The following is a 16,601-nucleotide window of genomic DNA, read 5'->3' as shown; positions in this document are numbered from 1 at the left end:
CGATATAGTTGCGCTCAACTTAAACGAACTAGGATAGTGCCTTGACGTCATTGAATGACGAAGACTTGCCTCAGCTACAGCAAGAAGTTCAGCGATTGCTGGGGCGGTGTATGTTGTGGCTGCAGCAGTATGAGCGGCTGATCAAGATCTTGGTCGCGCATCATAGCCTCTCAGGACCGATTCATGACTTGAAGCGGGTTCGCACTGCACGAATTGACGGCACGGCCCGCAAGACACTCGGCTCCTTAGTTAGCGAGCTCATCGGATCGTATGTTGTGCCAGATGAAATCAAGCCGACTGAAGACGCGATGACCGACACGCCTGAGGCCCCTGTGTCGTTCGCCATGTATATGACGGTTCGCTATCCGTTTACAGACTTCGCGCGATTAGAGCGTGAACTGAGGGAAATGGTCGATCTGAGGAACAATCTTGTTCATCATTTCATAGACCAACACGACATCGGGAGCTCAGATGGATGCCGTGGAGCGCAAGATGCCTTGGTGGCGGCCTACAGTAGCATCGACAGGCACCTCACACAGCTTCGGGAATGGGTTGAAGATATGGAAAAGCCACGCTTGGCGGCGGCGGAAGTCATGCAGACCCAAGCCTTCAGAGACTGTTTCATCAATGGTATTTCTTCCGACGGATCCGTAAACTGGTGTGCCTCGGGCATAGTAAATGCTTTGCGAGAGGCATTCCAGGAATTGGCTGGAGATGGATGGGCCTCGCTGGCAGAGGCTGTGAAATGGATCACCGTACGGCATCCCCAGCAACTGCCTTCCAAGTATGGATGCAAGAGTTGGCGGCAGGTTGTGCATGAGGCACCGCCCTTGGAACTCCGGTATTTTGTGGTCGACGGAGAACGCTCTGCCTTCTATCGGCCAAACACAAATCCATAGAAATTACGTTGAAACATGCGCCTCGAATGAACGGCATGCCTCACTCCATGGCAGTTTGCGATTAGCCGCACGGCAGCATGCCGTGCTACGAGTGAACGGCAGGTCTGGGCCGGGCTCCACCGTTGCCAAACAGCGCATGACTGCAGGTCATGCGAGAAATCGTGAAGTAGTCACTCATTGCTGCGCCGCACAAATGTCAGGGCACAACCCAGGGTGATGAGCAACCCTCCACAGGTCCGGTCGATCCAGCGCGCGCCCCGGTGGCTCAGAAATTGCATCGCCTTTGCCCCAAGACCGGCATAGGCCGCCATAGTGGCCACGTCGACCGCGATGAAGACGAGAGCGAGCAGGGCGTATTGCGCCAGAAGCGGTTCGGACGGGTCAAGGAACTGCGGCAGGAACGCAGTGAAAAACAGGTAGCCTTTGGGGTTCGTAACGGCGACCAGAAAGCTCTTGCGGAACAGTGTCAGTCTGCGCCCGGTTACGCCCGAGATTTGTCTATTCAGTGCGCCGGAAAAGATCCCAACTCCCCCGAGGACCGCAACATCTGAACGCCGAGCCACATAAGATAGCCGACGCCAATCATTTTCACGACGGTGAACAGAACCGCGGATGTGGCTAGTATCGCGCCCAACCCCAGACCAGCCGCGGCGATCAGAACACCGTCGGAGAGTGCGGCGCCCGCGATCCCATAGCCCGCGGACACAAGGCCGTAGCGAGACCCGTTGGACAGGGCCAGCAAAACCGTCGGTCCGGGTGTCATCACGACGACCAAGGCCAACAGGGCGAATGTCACAATCGAAATTTCCATCAGGTCGTCTCCGGTTTCAGGGCATGAATTGCGAGGCCGGTCAGGATCAGGGCCAGTCCGCTGACAAGGGTTCGGGTCGTATTCCAGATCTGCCACGGCGCGGAATAGTCCTTCCAGATTTGGGCGGCGTCCGCCCTGTCCGTCGGTACCGGCACTGTTGCAAGGGCCTCATTCATCGGCACGTTGATCAAAACCGTGACCAGAAATGCCCCGATGAAATACACGGCGGCCCCTGCCGCGAAGAGAGCGGCTGACCTCGTCCTTTCCTGATGGATCGCGACAAACGCGGTCAGCATCAGCATGACCGGTGTCAGAAAGAAGGCCGGGAAGAACACCGGATTCCGAACAGAGGCGTTCATCGCCTGCATTGCCGTGATTGCGACTCGGGGGTCGGTCGCATCGAGGCCCCACATGGTCGAGCAGACCCAAGCATAGAAGAAGCCGAAAACAGCGCCGATGTTCAAAAGGGAGAGCATCGACATCGGCACGAGTAGTCGGGCCATCAAACCTGTCCCGCAGGTGCGGCCGGGCGTTGGCGTGTTTCATCAGCTTGACGGGACGCATTCAGGACGCGGACAAAGATCACGATGGCTGCAAACTGCCCGAGCACTACGGCGGGCCAGATCAATGCGAACTGCGCGTCGAAATACTTCTGCGGCCCGAACGATACCAGCGCCATCAGCGCAGCCATCACGCTCAGGCCACGCCCGACAGCGTTCGTGAGCGGCTGCACGATCATTGCCGACAGCGCGATTGATACCGAAGCGCCAAGAAACGGGGCGATGCCAAACAGCGGAGTCGTAATCGGCGGATGGGGCTGGATGCCGGCATAAAGCGCAGAAAGCATGATGAGTTGCAGCAGGATCAGTGTGGCCAGTGCTGCAATGGCCTGTCGGTCGTGGTGAGACATTTTTCCTCCAAAAGCGTAATTTAAGTTACGGTTGAAAATATCCGTAATTGCAGTTACGGATTATGTCAACACGCAGGAGACAGGAATGCGCAAAGAAAAGAGATCACTGCGCCAACGACAGATCGAAGACGCCGCCTGTGAGGTGTTGGAGGCCAAGGGCTATGGCGGCACATCGATGCGGGACATTGCGAAACAGGCGCGAGCGTCGAACGAAACGCTTTACAGGTGGTATGGCGACAAGCAGGGCCTGTTTCAGGCCCTTGTCGCGCGTAACGCGGAAGAGGTGAAAGACCATCTCGCATCGGAATTGGAGACCGATCACGACGCGCTGTCCATCCTGCGCACGCTTGGCCCGAAGTTGTTGACCCTGCTCACTGGAGACAGGGCCGTTGCACTGAACCGGGCAGCGGCGGCAGACAGTAGCGGAGAATTGGGCGCCGCGCTGTCAAAGGCGGGACGCGAGGCGGTGTTCCCGCTTTTGGAACAGGTGTTTCTGCGCGCCCGGGAGGAGGGCGTGCTCAACTTTGAGCACTCTGGCGAGGCTGTGGCGCTCTATCTCGATCTCTTGATTGGCGATCAACAGGTCAGGCGCGTCATCGGGCGCCTGCCGAGTCCATCGAAAACCTTTTGCCAAGAACGGTCTGAACGTGCCGTCAAACTCCTCTGTAAACTTCTGGGCTAAATTCAATAAAAACCAAAGGAATTCAAAACATGACGACCCTCATCGCGCCCAAGGCCTGCCAGACCATGACCGATCTTCGCGCGCAAATCGACGCAATCGACGTCGAACTCATAAACCTGCTCGCCACGCGAAGCCTCTATATCGACCGGGCAGTGGACCTCAAGAAAATCGAAGGTCTGCCGGCGCGTACCACAGATCGTGTGGCTGAGGTGCTGGACAAAGTTGGCTCAACCGCGTCCGAAAAGGGTCTGGACCCGGACCTCGCGCGCAAGCTTTGGGCCGAGCTGATTGAATGGTCGATACGGCGCGAAATCAGGGAGCTTGGCGAATAGAGCCATTCGGAAAGACCAAGGGCGAAACTGGTGGGGGTGGCCATTTGAAACTAATCCGGAATATCGGAGCCGCGGGGGTCTTCCACATGGCTGTGAAGTCAATGCAGGCTGGGGAATACCCGGCTGTTCTTGACCGCTTGGATGGGCTCCAAGCGCAACCATATTTCATGGCCAAGGCGGAACTGTTTCGCGCAATGGCGCGGCATCGGCAAGAAAGGTTTGCAGATGCGGTTCACCACTATGACAATTTCCTGATCAATCATCTCGCGGACATGCCGCGAAAGGACCGTCCCTACGTGGAAGAGTATTCGAAATTCTTCAGAAGCCGTGCCCAAGCGAGAATTGATCCGTCAACGCCGCTGTATTCATCTCTTGAAGAACTGAGAAAGCATGCGGCCTCGGCACCATTCCTTACCAGGGCTGAATTCTCAGTCTAAACCCCGGGCAGGTGCCGACGGGTCTTGAAGGAGCCTGACCTTCGATTGAATGCGTCAAAAGGAACCTTTGCCTGCGGGCCGGGGTTCCGCGCTCGCGAACAGGTATTTTCCCACAGAATCGGCCGTTTATGCCATTTGGTTGCCGATTTCGAAGCAGCAGCTTCGCCTCGTATGAGTGACCATCACAATTTGCGGACAACTCAAGGCTTTTATGCCATCGAAACTGAACGATCGAAGACCACACGAAGAGGCGTGCGTCACGGATGATGAGCTTGACCTGCTCTTCGTCATCTTTATCGCCGAATACCACAACACGCCGCACCGGGGACTGAATGGGAAAACGCCTGCGACGGCTTGGGAAGAACTGACCCGGGATATCGCTTATGATCCAATGCAGATCCCAGGTCCGCAGGACCTTCGTGAAGCTTGTGGGTTCTCGACCACTGCAAGGGTAACGCATGAATGCATTCGCTTCGCCGGTACGACTTACCTCAATGAATTTATTCGGAACGATCGCAAAACACGGGTAGCAGATCGGGTCGCCGCTCCAGATGGAACGGTGGAAATCATCGTCGATCCGATGGACATGGGTGCCATCTCCGTAGTGGGTCATGGTGATACGATTTCCGTTCCTGCATTGGACAGCTCATTGCGTGGGAAGACCCTTCGGCAGTGGCAGGAAGAACGCCAGCTGAGGCGTGCCGAGGCGGCTTTGGACGGCCAACGTCGCAGTGGCGCGCGTGACGAAGCACAGCGGCTTCGCGCGGAACTCGTCGGCAAGATTATGCGTGGCAACGACATGGGCATGACCGGCTACACCCAAACCGAATTGGATCGTGCGAGCCTCGAGTTGTCTTTCGGAAAGGGCTCGAATGAGGAACCTTTCGTCGGACGGGATGAATATCAAGATCCTGTCCACGGGGACTTCGAGATTGCCGCCGATGACATGCATGATGAAGGAGAATTGGCGCAGGAAGATGCCATCGGAGACGAACACAGGGTCAACTCGGTGGTTCTCCCGGACGAGCCCGGAAGTCTTGATCGTTTCCGGACCAGCAAGAAATTCTCCCGGTAGATGTGAGGGGAGGGATAGTCATGCCATCGACAATCGACGCAGAAAAATTCGCCGCACTGAGAAGCAAGGCGCGGTCAAAGATCGACTTTGAAACCGAGTTTTTCGAAACGGAGGACTTCAAAAAATTCAGGGATCGTATTTTTAAGGTTTTGGTCGAACGGGAAAAGCGGCTTAGCCGCGGGTATACCGAATTGCGCGGCGCAGCGTTGATCGGTCCGCCGGGAATTGGCAAGACGCGCATGGTCAGGCGCATTGCCGCCGAATTCAAGGAAGTCGTCGATGCCACAGGCGGGCTGAAATACGGGTCGTTGATTTGGAGTGTCACGGTACCAAGTCGGGCAACTGTAAGAGAGACCTGCGAACTGATTTTGCACGATCTGGGCTATCCGATCTCCGCTCGTCGCGATGAGGGCTACTTCGTCAGTTTGGTTGTAGATAGGCTCCAGCAAAAAGGGATTGCAGCGCTTCATCTCGATGAGGTTCAAGACAGCGGTCGCTATGTGACAAGCGATAGCATGAAGCACTTTACCGGTAGGTTCCGCAATTTCATGCAGAAAGGAGCTTGGCCAGTTTCAGCAATCATTACTGGCACAATGGAAGCAAAAACAATCATCAATCAGGATGGGACAATGCTACGTCGGGTCGAGCCGATCGAGGTTCTTCCGATGGCCTTTGGAAAAGACGGTCCACTAATTAAACGCTCCATCAAGGAACTGTTGGAGAAAGCGGGACTTGAAGATGACGGCTTGCTGGACGAAAGCGAGTTTATCAAGATCCTGATGCATGCATCGGCACAGCGTTTTGGCATGGCGATCGAATTGTTTATCGGTGCGACTGGCATTGCAAAGAAGTACGAGAGCCAAAGGCTTGGTATCGAGCATTTCGCGGAGGAATACTACGAAAGGATGAACTGCGATGATGCGCTTAATCCCTTCCTCAGCCATGATTGGCGAAGCAGCGATACAACGATTGCGATGGACAGACACATCAAAGAATCACGGCAGACCCGCAGGAGACCTCGGCAGAGATAACCCGCCAAGATCAAAGCTATTCAAGCCGCTCAGGGATGAGCGGCTTTTTTCTTGAGAATATCGAAGAAAACGAACGGTTCATAAATGTCGCAAGACAGAATCTAGGTGTCGTGGGGCCGGAAAAGAGAATGTCGCACCGAAAATATTATCGTTTTATTACAATGGGGTGATATTGTTTAGGAACGGACTTTGGATGTCGAACGTCACCTAGTGGGCGGCAAATGCCCTAGAATCGGTAGGTTGCGCCAATGACCGGGCCGGATTGGTGGAAGCTGAAGTCATTGCCATTGATGTCGTGATCAAAGGAAATGTAGCGGTACCCGCCGCGTAGCAGCCAGCGGTCGTTGATCGCATAGTCCGCAGTCAGCAGGACCTGCCAGGTTTCGCTGCCGCTGCGGAACCCGCCATAGTCCAGGAACCCGGTTCCCGACCATTTGTCCGAAAACGCGACTCGGGCACGGACGCCGATCACCGGATCGGTCCAGCTGCTGTCGACCGAGGTCTGGTTGCCGGGCGCTGTTCCGGGCAACAGGTTGAACTCTGTTTCCGTGCTGAACCATCTGAATCCGCCAGCCAGATCGACGCTGGCTGTCGGCGTTTCGTGGACGCGGTAGCCGACATAGCCGCTCAGGAACTGCGTTTTGAACGATGTGTCCAGACCCGAGCTTGCCGGTCCCGGAGTCTCGTTCGAGAAGGACAGGTTCGTATAGTTGTAGTCCGCAAGGAACGACCAGCGGCCGTTCGATGCGGTAAACGTGCCCATGAAAGCAAGGTCGAGGTTTTCCAGCGCGTCAGAGAAGCTGAGCGTGCTATCCAGGGTTCCCGCGGGTGTGTCCAACGACACTTCGGTTTCAGGGGTGAACAGGTAGATCGTGGCCGAATAGGACCAGTCGGACTGCTGAGACAGTGCCGATGTCGCTGCTGAAATCGCAAGCGACAGGCCAAGCATCAGGGGTTTCGCGATCCGTACCGTCTTCATGATGTCCCTCCGGTGAGCCCGTTTTGGCTTTGACCCACAGTAAAGGAGGCTGCTGGCAAACCAAAATGGTATTTTGATTTGTGCATGGGTTGGGCAACGCGCCAGAGATTGGCAGGTCACATCCGCGCAAATACTGAAGACGTAGAATGGGTTAGCATGGTGGGTGATGAGAGACTCGAACTCCCGACATCTTCGGTGTAAACGAAGCGCTCTACCAACTGAGCTAATCACCCGTGAGGGGGGATTTAGCCAAGCTGGTGGGCCGGCGCAAGAGGGTCTTTCAGAATTTCTGCGCCGGTGGCCATGTGTCTCAGGGATTTATGTCCTTCAATGCGGTCAGCAGCTGCGCAACTTCGTGCTCGGTGTTGTAGTGGCACAGCGAAATCCGGATGCAATCGGACAAGCCCAACGGGTTCAGCACGTTCCCGCTGTAATGGTCGGCCTTGCGGGTGTGGGTTCGGATGCCCTGCGCGTTCAGGCGCGAGACCACGTCGGTCGAGGGCATGTCGCGGACCACGACCGACACCAGTCCTTCGCGGGCGGGGTTGTCTTCTCCGGCCAGAATCGCGACGTGATCCATATCGCGCAGGCCGGGCAGGTTGCCGACGCCGTTGATCATCGCGTTGGTCAGATGGGTCTCATAGGCATGAATCGCCTGGCCGGCGGCCTCGATTCTGGTGCGTTGGTCAGGGGCATCCGACACCTGGCCGCCCAGCCAGTCGAAATAGGCAACCACGTCGGACATCGTGGCGTAGGCACCGGTATCGCGCGTGCCGAATTCCCAACCATCAGCGGGCGCGTCAATCAGTTGGTCATGGGGCAGGGCGGTCAGCCGGTCGGAGATCCAGGCAATGCCGTAGCCATGCCGGGAAAACACTTTGTAGGGTGAAATCGCATATCCATCGACTTCATAGCTGTCGATATCCAACTGTCCGTGTGCTGCGTGCTGGATGCCATCGACGATGATGAAACAATCCCGCGACACCGCCCGGATCGCGCGCGAGATTTCAGCCACGTCCATTCCCATTCCCGTCACCGGCGAAGCGTGCAGGATCGTGGCGACCGCGACGTCCGGTGTCATGTGGGCCGAATAATCTGCGGCCGTAACCAAACCTGTCGCGTCGTTATGCGGCACGTTCACATAGTCCAATCCGGCAAGGCCCGCCCAGCGGCGCGCGGCGCTGCGGCTGGCGGGATGTTCGATCGAGCTGCCGATCACCTTTGCCCCTTTTGGCGCATTCACGCAGGCCGTGCGGATCATGCGGAACAGCAGCTCTGTTCCGCTTTCACCCACGAAGAACTGCCCCGAAGGCGCATTCATAAACACGGCAAGATCTGCCTTGGCACGGCTGATGATGTCGACCAACGCGTGACTGGCGGGGTTGTCCCGCCCCTGATTGTCCGGGATGGCCGCAAAACGGGCCGAGGTTTCGACCACCGAGTTCAAGGTCAGTGCGCCGCCGGCATTTTCGAAAAAGACGCGGGGACCCTGAAAGGGGCAGCTGTCCACATGGGCAAACCGCGCGCGAACGGTGTCGATCAATCCCGGGGTTTGGTGCAGCATGGTGTACGTCCTGTTTGGTTCATGCCCAGACTCGTCTTGCGAGTTCGCGACATCAATTTCGTTTGCGACAGATTGCGGGTTTGGGATGCCGCCTTTTTCTCCGGGCTTACTCTTTCGACGCCGGAAAGACCAATTGATTCCGGACTCTGCATGGCACGCCGGCGGGAATACACCTTGCCTGCGGCCCGCTGCCTCCGATATGCCAAAAGCAGTGCGACCGTCCGAACAGGAGAGCCGGGGATGCAGTTCGACACATGCCGCCGTCTTGTTGCGGTTGCCGCCGTTTGCGGCGCGTTGGTTGCCCCGGTTCGGGTTGCGGCGGCTGAGGTCCTGGTGTTCGCGGCGGCCAGTCTCAAGACCGCGCTGGACCAGATCGCTCCGGAATTCGAGGCCGCGACAGGTCAACAGGTTACGGTTTCCTTCGCAGCCTCTTCCGTTTTGGCCCGGCAGATTCAGCTGGGCGCGCCGGCCGATCTGTTTATCTCTGCCAATACCGCCTGGATGGATGTTCTTGAGCGGAACGGAGACATCGACCCGGCGTCGCGCGTCGATCTTGTGGGCAACGGGCTGGTGCTGATTGCGCGCGCAGGGCAGCCCAGCGAACAGACGCTTACGCCGGACTTCGATCTGAGCGGTCAATTGAAAGGCGGCTATCTGGCGATGGCTCTCGTTGATGCGGTTCCCGCCGGAAGCTATGGCAAGGCCGCGTTGACTGCTCTGGGCCTGTGGGACGATGTTCAGGATCAGGTGGCTCAGGCCGATAACGTGCGCGCGGCGTTGGCGCTTGTCGCAAGTGGCGCGGCACCAATGGGTGTTGTCTACCGATCCGATGTGCAGGCCGAGGCCCGGGTGGATGTGGTCGGAGTTTTCCCTGAAGGCACGCACCCGGTGATCGTCTATCCTGCGGCCCTGACCGCGACCGCACGGCCTGAGGCGCAGGTCTTCCTCGACTACCTGCAGAGCGAACCGGCGACCGGCATATTCAAGGCGCAGGGTTTCACCCTGCCGCACGGATAGCGCCATGGGTTGGTTGGGCCCTGCCGAGATCGAAGCGTTGCGACTGTCTCTGCGCGTCTCTTTCTGGGCGACGATCGTTTCGCTGCCACTCGGTATATTCGTGGCCTACGCACTGGCCCGCTGGAGGTTTCCCGGTCGACAAGTGCTGAACGGTCTGGTGCATCTGCCGCTTATCCTGCCACCGGTCGTGACCGGCTATCTGTTGTTGCTGACCTTCAACGTACAAGCCCCGGTTGGTCGGGTGCTGGCTGATCTGGGCGTCGTTGTGGCCTTCCGCTGGACCGGAGCCGCACTGGCCGCCGGGATCATGGCATTTCCGCTGATGGTTCGGGCAATCCGCCTGTCGATCGAGGCGGTTGATCCAAAACTGGAGCAGGCGGGAGCGACGCTTGGGGCATCGCAACCTTTTGTCTTTGTCACCGTGACTTTGCCTATGATCTTGCCGGGGATCATTGCAGGGGCAATCCTTGCCTTCGCAAAGGCGATGGGCGAGTTCGGAGCCACGATCACCTTCGTGTCGAACATTCCGGGCCAGACCCAGACCTTGCCGTCGGCGGTTTATGCTTTCCTTCAGGTGCCGGGCGGCGAGAGCGCCGCGATGCGGCTGGTCATCATCTCGATCGTCATCGCCATGGGGGCGCTGCTTCTGTCGGAATATGTGGGGCGTCGCGCTGCGGCCCGGGTGGCCGGAACATGAGTCTGTCCGTGCAGATAAGACACCGCCTGCCGGGCATTGACCTGGACATCTTGTTTCAGGCGCCGCGGGGTGTGACGGTTCTGTTCGGACGATCGGGGTCTGGCAAAACCACCATCGTGGATGCCGTGGCCGGTTTGCTGCGCCCCCAGGCTGGGCGGGTCGCGGTGGATGATTGGGTGCTGTTCGATACCGAGCAAGGCCATTGGCTGCCGCCGCATCGCCGCCGGCTGGGTTATATCTTCCAGGAAGGCCGCTTGTTCCCGCACCTGACCGTGCGCCAAAACCTGTCGTACGGCCGGTGGTTTGCTCCCCGGGACGCGCGCCGTGAAAACCCCGATCACGTGATAGAGATGCTGGGCATCGGCCACCTGCTGGACCGTCACCCCGCCCACCTGTCAGGCGGTGAAAAGCAGCGTGTCGCCATTGGCCGTGCTCTGCTGGCAAGCCCGCGGTTGATCCTGGCCGATGAACCTCTCGCTGCGCTGGACGAAGCCCGAAAGGCCGAGATCCTGCCCTATTTCGAGCGATTGAGGGACGAGGTCTCAGTGCCGATCCTCTATGTCACGCATTCTGCGGCCGAAGTTGCCCGCCTTGCTACCTCGGTCGTAGCGTTGCAGGACGGCAAGGTGCTGCGGCAGGGGCCGGCCTCCGAAGTGTTGGCGGATCCTTCGGTTGCGCCGACAGGTGTGCGGGCTGTGGGTGCGGTGCTTGAGGTCACTGTGGCCGCGCATCACGAAGACGGCCTGACGGAATTGGCGGCAAACGGTGTCCGACTGTTCCTGCCGCGCATCCCGCATTCGGTTGGCGATGCGCTTCGGATCCGCATCCCCGCCCAGGAAGTCATACTGTCGGACCGAAAGCCCGAGGGCCTGTCGGCGCTGAACGTCCTGCAGGGCACCGTCGAGACCGTGCGCGCGGGCGAAGGTCCGGGGGCGATCGTTTCGGTCCGAACACCGGCCGGCACCCTGCTGGCCCGAGTGACGCGCCGGTCGGTCGAGGCCCTGGCGTTGCAACCCGGCAAACCGTGCCACGCGGTCGTCAAGACCGTAGCGCTGGCACCGCAGGATGTCGGTGGACGGGTCGCCAAGTCTTAGGTGGCAGGGTCAGCCACCCTGTTCTTTCAGAAGCTGTGAGAACTCTTTTTTCCGGTACAGTTTCATGTGGACCTTGCCGGCCTCATCCCGGGTCCATTCGACGATGCGGTTTCGGGTCATGTCGCTGTCCATGCGGTTCGTGCGCACCCTCGGGTGCGGAATCTCGCGTTTCAGAATCTCGACCATCTGGTTGGTCTGCCCGAAAGGCGCGACCAAGTCGACGATCCAGAAAGATGAACCGCTGGTGAAATCCGTATCCATCAACGGCTTTTCCTGCACCGCATATCGGTATTCCGCTTCAGGGCTGAGCCCGGCAAAGGTCACGAACCCGCGCGGGAATCCGTTTTGGCGAAAGATGTGATACTGCCCCAGCCGCAAAGGCGTTTCGAACGCGTACAGAACCTAGGCGAGGCTGCGCTGCTGGTGGGTTTTGGTCAGTCCGGCAAGGTAGAAGAGCGCGCCGAAGTCGGCGTATTTCTCGGGAGAGATATCAAACCAGTCCTTTGGAAATTTTCTGCTCAAACCTGACCTCAACCCCTTGGGACATCGGCAGTATATCGGGCAAAGTCTTGAAATGGTATTCGTTTTCTGTCGCCTCCGCAGCTGAGCGGGCTTGTGGGCGTGGCCTGTTCCCAAAGGTAACCGGGTTTGGCTTTACTCAATGGACATGCGGCCTATGATTGGAGCAACCCGGTTTTTTGGCGGATAGTTTTGATGAAGCATTTGATTTCAGCCCTGGTTCTGTCTGCAACTCTGTTGGCTCCGATCGCCGCACAAGCTGTCGGGTTCGGCATCGGCGTCCGCCCGACCTACCGCACCGAGATAAGATCCGTCGGAGACGGTGTGTATGAGGTCAAGGCAATCGGGTCGTCAGCCCCTGTCAACTACTGGTGCGGTATCGGCGATTTCGCCATTCGGCAGTTGGGTGTCCCCGGTTCGCAACGGATCTACATCTGGAGGGCGTACGAGCCGGGTGTACGAACTGTGCAATTCTCGTTGAAGCCGCCGCCAGGCGTGGATACCAGCCCCGGCTATTCAATTACCGTCAAGCGGGTGGGCGAGAACATGTCAGCGTCCTCCGCGCAGAACTACTGCTACGACAACTTCATGGATTTCGGGTTCTGACGTCTCAGACCCACTTGGCCAGTGGGGGCAGGCTCATCAGCACGGCGTCGGGGTCATGCCCGGTTTCCAGGCCGAATTTCGTGCCCCGGTCATAGACCAGATTGTATTCGGCATAGAGCCCGCGGTGCACCAGCTGGGTGTTTTTGTCTGCCTCGGTAAAGGGTTGGGTCCGCCGCTTTTTGATCAGCGGCAGAAAGGCCGGCAGGAAAGCGCGGCCAATGTCCTGTGTCAGCGCAAAATCCGCCTGCCAGTCGCCGGTGCAGTAGTCGTCCATGAAAATGCCGCCCACCCCACGCGCACGCTTGCGGTGCGGAATGTAGAAATACTCGTCTGCCCATTCTTTGAGCCGCGGATAGTGACCCGGCCCGTGCGGGTCTAGATGCGCTTTTTGCGTGGCGTGGAAATGGGCCGTGTCCTCGGCATATTCGATGCAGGGGTTCAGGTCTGATCCACCGCCGAACCACCAAGCATGCGGGGTCCAGAACATGCGGGTGTTCATGTGAGCGGCCGGTGCGTGCGGGTTTTGCATATGCGCCACAAGGCTGATGCCCGAGGCCCAGAACCGCGGGTCGTCTGTCATCCCGGGGATACCCTTGCGCGCGGCCATTGCCTGTTGCGCCCTTTCGCCGAGCGTGCCGTAGACCGTCGAGACATTGACACCGACCTTCTCGAACACGCGGCCGCCGCGCATGACCGACATCAGCCCACCACCCGCGTCCGAGCCGTCCTCGGACTGGCGTCGGGTCTCCTTGACCTCGAACCGTCCGGCGGGGGCATCGGAAAATGGCCCCACCTGGTGGCTGTCTTCCAAAGCCTCGAAGGCCGCGACGATTTCGTCGCGCAACTGGCGAAACCAAGTCGAGGCGGTGGATTTTTCCGTTTCAAACATCGTCAGGCTCAATGCGCGGGAGCGGCAACCGGGTCCAGAAGGGTCCGTCCACCGTCGATTGTGAGGACTTGCCCGGTAATGAACGCAGCCGCGTCCGAGGCAAGGTATTGCGCCGTTTCGGCCAGCTCGGCCGGGGCGGCAATGCGGGCCAGTGGGGTATGATCCTCAATGTCCCGCCGATAGTCCCGATTGTCTTTCAGGGTGGCCTGCAGTGACGCGCTCATGACCGACCCCAACGCAATCGAGTTCACGCGGATCCGATGAGGCGCAAGCGCCACTGCAAGGGACCGGGTCAACTGGTCCTGCGCGGCGCTGGAAACCGAATAGGCCAAAAGGCCTGGATGCGCGCGCTGACCGGCGATCGAGGACAGGTTGATGATCGAACCATTCGGCCCGTCTTCCTGATCCTCGGATTGTTTGATCATCCGCTTGGCCACAAGCTGGCTCAGCCGCAGGGCTGGCATCAGGTTCTGGTTCAGAAGGGTGCGAACCGAGTCGTCTTCCAGGTCCAGCGGATCCGTCGAGATGACCTGTCGCGCTCCGTTTACAAGAATGTCGACCTGATCGAATGCATCCAGAGTGGCCGAAAGGAGGTTGGCGATCGTCAGCTTTTCGCGCAGATCACCGGCGAAGTAGCGGACGTTGCTGTCATCGGCCTGTTCGCCCAGTTCTTCGGCCAGACGTTTCTCGTCCATGTCGGCGAACATCACGTTGGCGCCCGCGTCGGCGAAGTGACGGCCGATGGCAAGGCCGATGCCGTTGGCGCCTCCGGTGACGATGGCGGTCTTGCCGGCTATGGAAAAGGACATGTGTTTCCTCCTGAGTCGCGGCGCAGGTTAATCGGCTTCACCGCCGAGGGCGAGAGGCGTGGAATACCTTGAACCGGTTGTCGCCTGCAATTTCCTCGACCCGCGCGAAAGCGTCAGTCAAAGTCGTTTCGTAGGGGAGATGCCGGTTGGCGACCATCCACAAGTCGCCCGAGCGGGACAGGTTGCGCGCGGCGGCGGTGATGAACCCGCGCCCCAAGCCGGGATCGGCGCTGCGCGAAGTATGAAATGGCGGGTTCATAACAACGGTGTCCATGGGTTCTGGTGCAGACCATGTCACCGCATCTGCCCAGTGGAACTGTGCCCTTGGGTCGGGCACGTTGATACGTGCGCATGTCAGGGCAGTATGGTCGGCTTCGACAAGATGAATCGTGCGTACAGTGTCACCCTGCAGCAGCCCGGCGGACAAATAGCCCCATCCGGCACCCAGATCGGCGACCCGAGGTCCAAGCCCTGACGGAAGGGTCTCGCGCAACAGTGCCGAAGCAGGATCGACCCCGTCGGCCGAAAACACCCCGGGCGCGGTTTGGAAGCCGTCCGCCATCTGTCCTGCGGGCGCGGCCCAGTCTGCAAATGCGTCGGGGTCGGCCTTGAACCAAAAGATCTTGCCATGCGCCTTGGCGATGGGGCCCTCGATCTCGACCCGCTTGCGAATGTCCTTCAACAAGCTGTCCACGCCATCTGTCTTGGCGCCATCCACGACAACCGTTCCCGAGGCCCGGCTGCACGCATGATGTATCATGGCGCGTGCCTGTGCTTTGGCGCGGGGCAGAAACAGAACCACGTCTTCACAAGCGCTGTCGGTTTCGGGCACAGTTGCAAAGCCGCGGTCCCGGAAATGGTCGTGGAACGGTTTGAAAGGTTGAACAACCTCGACACCGTTCGGCAGCGCCGACAGGTCATGATCCGGCGTCGGTCCAACGACCGATATCGGTTCCGACAGGGTCAGGCCCGAGTCGAGGGCGAGAGACAATCGAGAGGACATCAGAGCGGGTTGAAGGGGGCAGAGTCGCGCGTCGCGGCCCTACTCCTCTTTCTCCATGGTGCACTGAAGCGGGTGTTGATGCCGACGAGCGAAATCCATCACCTGCCCAACCTTGGTCTCGGCAATCTCGTGGCTGAATACGCCGACCACGGCCACACCTTTCTTGTGCACGGTCAACATGATCTCGAAGGCCTGCGCATGGGACATCCCGAAGAACCGCTCGAGCACATGAACCACGAATTCCATGGGCGTGTAGTCGTCGTTCAACAGCAGCACCTTGTACAAGGGCGGTCGTTTGGTCTTGGGCTTGGTCTGAACAAGGATTGACGTGTCGCCATCGTCTTCCGATTTGCCAGCCATCATCCAACGGGCTTCAATCATGTCGCGAGATTTTCCGATTCACACTTCGGGTCGTTTCAGGGCTTATATAACGTCGACCCACCCAGAGGAAAGAGCAACCGGGCGGATTCGAAATGGATGAAAACCTGACCATCGTCGCTTTCGACGCTGACGACACCTTGTGGCACAACGAGCGTTTCTTTCAGCTGACCCAAGCGCATTTTGCTGCGCTACTGGCGGATCATGCGGACCGTGACCATCTGATGGAGCGGTTGTTGGCGGCCGAGAAGCGCAACATCCGCCACTATGGGTATGGCATCAAAGGTTTCGTCCTGTCGATGATCGAAACCGCAATCGAGGTGACGGAAGACAAAGTCCCGGCCAGGGTCATCCGCGAACTGATCGAAGCCGGGCAGGAGATGCTGTCCCACCCGATCGAGCTGTTGCCTCACGCGCGGGAGACGGTCGAGACAATCGCAGGCACCCATCGCATTGTTCTGATCACCAAGGGTGATCTCATTGATCAAGAGCGCAAACTGGCCCAATCGGGATTGGGTGAACTGTTCGACGCGGTCGAAATCGTGTCGGAAAAGACGCCCGACACCTATAGCGAAGTCTTTCGGCGGATGGGGCAGTCACCTGCCGGTGCCATGATGGTCGGCAATTCGATGCGGTCGGATGTGGTCGCGCCGATCCAGGCGGGGTGCTGGGGCGTGCACGTACCGCACGGTCTGGTGTGGGAGATCGAGCAGGCCGAGATCCCGACAAGCCATCCCCGTTTCCGGGAGATCCGCGATTTGGGAGATCTTCCTGATCTGGTCCGGCAGATTTCCTGACCTGTGACAGATTGGCCCCAGTTTCAAACTTTTACGACGAAGCCGCGCCAACTTTTTGACATCTTCGCCGTT

General features: G+C 58.8%; 23 protein-coding genes and 1 tRNA gene. 12 read left to right on the top strand and 12 right to left on the bottom strand.

The features are described from left to right. The first annotated feature begins 41 nt into the window (after positions 1-41). Positions 42-899: an OST-HTH/LOTUS domain-containing protein gene (locus ACR3EL_RS15070; RefSeq protein WP_254437838.1), complete on the top strand. Its 858-nt coding sequence runs from the start codon at positions 42-44 to the stop codon at positions 897-899. Positions 900-1,069: 170 nt separating this feature from the next. Here ACR3EL_RS15070 and ACR3EL_RS15065 read toward each other — a convergent pair whose 3' ends face one another. Genes ACR3EL_RS15065 through ACR3EL_RS15050 form a run of 4 tightly spaced genes read right to left on the bottom strand, consistent with a single transcriptional unit; the run spans position 1,070 to position 2,620 of the window. Beyond that, positions 1,070-1,462 carry a LysE family translocator gene (locus ACR3EL_RS15065; protein ID WP_480722155.1) on the bottom strand — a complete coding sequence of 131 codons (393 nt, stop codon included), beginning with the start codon at positions 1,460-1,462 and terminating at the stop codon, positions 1,070-1,072. Continuing rightward, complete coding sequence (locus ACR3EL_RS15060; protein ID WP_480722153.1) at positions 1,402-1,710, bottom strand: LysE family translocator; 309 nt, start codon at positions 1,708-1,710, stop codon at positions 1,402-1,404. The genes ACR3EL_RS15065 and ACR3EL_RS15060 overlap by 61 nt, the downstream gene beginning before the upstream one ends. Further along, positions 1,710-2,213: an anthrone oxygenase family protein gene (locus ACR3EL_RS15055; RefSeq protein ID WP_093963720.1), complete on the bottom strand. Its 504-nt coding sequence runs from the start codon at positions 2,211-2,213 to the stop codon at positions 1,710-1,712. Before ACR3EL_RS15055 ends, ACR3EL_RS15060 begins: the two co-directional genes overlap by 1 nt. After that, positions 2,213-2,620, bottom strand: a complete 408-nt coding sequence (locus ACR3EL_RS15050) for a hypothetical protein (RefSeq protein ID WP_170342044.1) — start codon at positions 2,618-2,620, stop codon at positions 2,213-2,215. Before ACR3EL_RS15050 ends, ACR3EL_RS15055 begins: the two co-directional genes overlap by 1 nt. Before the next feature lie 85 nt (positions 2,621-2,705). Here ACR3EL_RS15050 and ACR3EL_RS15045 point away from each other — a divergent pair, with 85 nt between their 5' ends. From ACR3EL_RS15045 to ACR3EL_RS15025, 5 genes are all read left to right on the top strand, one after another. Next, positions 2,706-3,302, top strand: coding sequence for a TetR/AcrR family transcriptional regulator (locus ACR3EL_RS15045; RefSeq protein ID WP_170342042.1), 597 nt, complete (start codon positions 2,706-2,708; stop codon positions 3,300-3,302). Positions 3,303-3,331: 29 nt separating this feature from the next. Continuing rightward, positions 3,332-3,634, top strand: coding sequence for a chorismate mutase (locus tag ACR3EL_RS15040; protein WP_170342040.1), 303 nt, complete (start codon positions 3,332-3,334; stop codon positions 3,632-3,634). Between the two features lie 86 nt (positions 3,635-3,720). Next, positions 3,721-4,071 (top strand): outer membrane protein assembly factor BamD, encoded by a 351-nt coding sequence (locus ACR3EL_RS15035; RefSeq protein ID WP_170342038.1) that lies wholly within the window; start codon positions 3,721-3,723, stop codon positions 4,069-4,071. Between the two features lie 175 nt (positions 4,072-4,246). Then, a complete protein-coding gene (locus ACR3EL_RS15030) occupies positions 4,247-5,146 on the top strand; it encodes a hypothetical protein (protein ID WP_170342036.1) in 900 nt (299 codons plus the stop codon). 20 nt (positions 5,147-5,166) lie between these two features. Next, positions 5,167-6,177 (top strand): TniB family NTP-binding protein, encoded by a 1,011-nt coding sequence (locus tag ACR3EL_RS15025; protein ID WP_170342034.1) that lies wholly within the window; start codon positions 5,167-5,169, stop codon positions 6,175-6,177. Between the two features lie 226 nt (positions 6,178-6,403). On the opposite strand, the gene ACR3EL_RS15020 is transcribed toward ACR3EL_RS15025, so the two are convergent. The 3 genes from ACR3EL_RS15020 to ACR3EL_RS15010 form a co-directional block, all read right to left on the bottom strand. Then, a complete protein-coding gene (locus ACR3EL_RS15020) occupies positions 6,404-7,156 on the bottom strand; it encodes an outer membrane protein (RefSeq protein ID WP_170342032.1) in 753 nt (250 codons plus the stop codon). A gap of 157 nt (positions 7,157-7,313) precedes the next feature. Then, positions 7,314-7,389, bottom strand: a tRNA-Val gene (locus ACR3EL_RS15015). 77 nt (positions 7,390-7,466) lie between these two features. After that, a complete protein-coding gene (locus ACR3EL_RS15010) occupies positions 7,467-8,720 on the bottom strand; it encodes an aminotransferase class V-fold PLP-dependent enzyme (protein WP_170342030.1) in 1,254 nt (417 codons plus the stop codon). Positions 8,721-8,960: 240 nt separating this feature from the next. Here ACR3EL_RS15010 and modA point away from each other — a divergent pair, with 240 nt between their 5' ends. From modA to modC, 3 genes are read left to right on the top strand one after another with little or no spacing between them, the layout of a single operon-like run. After that, positions 8,961-9,737 (top strand): molybdate ABC transporter substrate-binding protein, encoded by a 777-nt coding sequence (modA, locus tag ACR3EL_RS15005; protein ID WP_170342028.1) that lies wholly within the window; start codon positions 8,961-8,963, stop codon positions 9,735-9,737. Between the two features lie 4 nt (positions 9,738-9,741). Further along, complete coding sequence (modB, locus tag ACR3EL_RS15000; protein ID WP_170342025.1) at positions 9,742-10,434, top strand: molybdate ABC transporter permease subunit; 693 nt, start codon at positions 9,742-9,744, stop codon at positions 10,432-10,434. Next, entirely contained in the window at positions 10,431-11,528 is a 1,098-nt protein-coding gene (gene modC / locus ACR3EL_RS14995; protein ID WP_170342024.1) for a molybdenum ABC transporter ATP-binding protein, read from the top strand. Before modB ends, modC begins: the two co-directional genes overlap by 4 nt. Positions 11,529-11,537: 9 nt before the next feature. Here modC and ACR3EL_RS14990 read toward each other — a convergent pair whose 3' ends face one another. Next, the gene (locus ACR3EL_RS14990; protein WP_367646663.1) at positions 11,538-11,852 is read right to left on the bottom strand and encodes a toxin-activating lysine-acyltransferase; all 315 of its coding nucleotides are present in this window, start codon (positions 11,850-11,852) and stop codon (positions 11,538-11,540) included. A 21-nt stretch (positions 11,853-11,873) separates the two neighbouring features. Between ACR3EL_RS14990 and ACR3EL_RS14985 the strand changes: the two genes are divergently transcribed. Together ACR3EL_RS14985 and ACR3EL_RS14980 are read left to right on the top strand one after the other, a co-directional pair. Further along, positions 11,874-12,056, top strand: coding sequence for a hypothetical protein (locus ACR3EL_RS14985; protein WP_480722470.1), 183 nt, complete (start codon positions 11,874-11,876; stop codon positions 12,054-12,056). A 186-nt stretch (positions 12,057-12,242) separates the two neighbouring features. Then, positions 12,243-12,653 (top strand): hypothetical protein, encoded by a 411-nt coding sequence (locus ACR3EL_RS14980; protein ID WP_170342022.1) that lies wholly within the window; start codon positions 12,243-12,245, stop codon positions 12,651-12,653. 4 nt (positions 12,654-12,657) lie between these two features. Here the strand turns inward: ACR3EL_RS14980 and hemF are convergent, their stop codons facing one another. Genes hemF through clpS form a run of 4 tightly spaced genes read right to left on the bottom strand, consistent with a single transcriptional unit; the run spans position 12,658 to position 15,735 of the window. Further along, entirely contained in the window at positions 12,658-13,542 is an 885-nt protein-coding gene (hemF, locus tag ACR3EL_RS14975; RefSeq protein ID WP_170342021.1) for an oxygen-dependent coproporphyrinogen oxidase, read from the bottom strand. 8 nt (positions 13,543-13,550) lie between these two features. Beyond that, positions 13,551-14,351 carry an SDR family NAD(P)-dependent oxidoreductase gene (locus ACR3EL_RS14970; RefSeq protein WP_093963056.1) on the bottom strand — a complete coding sequence of 267 codons (801 nt, stop codon included), beginning with the start codon at positions 14,349-14,351 and terminating at the stop codon, positions 13,551-13,553. A 37-nt stretch (positions 14,352-14,388) separates the two neighbouring features. Continuing rightward, positions 14,389-15,354, bottom strand: a complete 966-nt coding sequence (locus tag ACR3EL_RS14965) for a class I SAM-dependent methyltransferase (protein ID WP_170342019.1) — start codon at positions 15,352-15,354, stop codon at positions 14,389-14,391. A 39-nt stretch (positions 15,355-15,393) separates the two neighbouring features. Then, the gene (clpS, locus tag ACR3EL_RS14960; RefSeq protein WP_170342017.1) at positions 15,394-15,735 is read right to left on the bottom strand and encodes an ATP-dependent Clp protease adapter ClpS; all 342 of its coding nucleotides are present in this window, start codon (positions 15,733-15,735) and stop codon (positions 15,394-15,396) included. Positions 15,736-15,827: 92 nt separating this feature from the next. Here clpS and ACR3EL_RS14955 point away from each other — a divergent pair, with 92 nt between their 5' ends. Further along, positions 15,828-16,529 (top strand): HAD family hydrolase, encoded by a 702-nt coding sequence (locus ACR3EL_RS14955; RefSeq protein ID WP_170342015.1) that lies wholly within the window; start codon positions 15,828-15,830, stop codon positions 16,527-16,529. Positions 16,530-16,601 lie beyond the last annotated feature (72 nt).

Source organism: Ruegeria sp. BJ3, assembly GCF_056535665.1.
The sequence above is the reverse complement of the archived record's forward strand: the minus strand, read 5'-3'. Positions and strand labels throughout refer to the sequence as shown.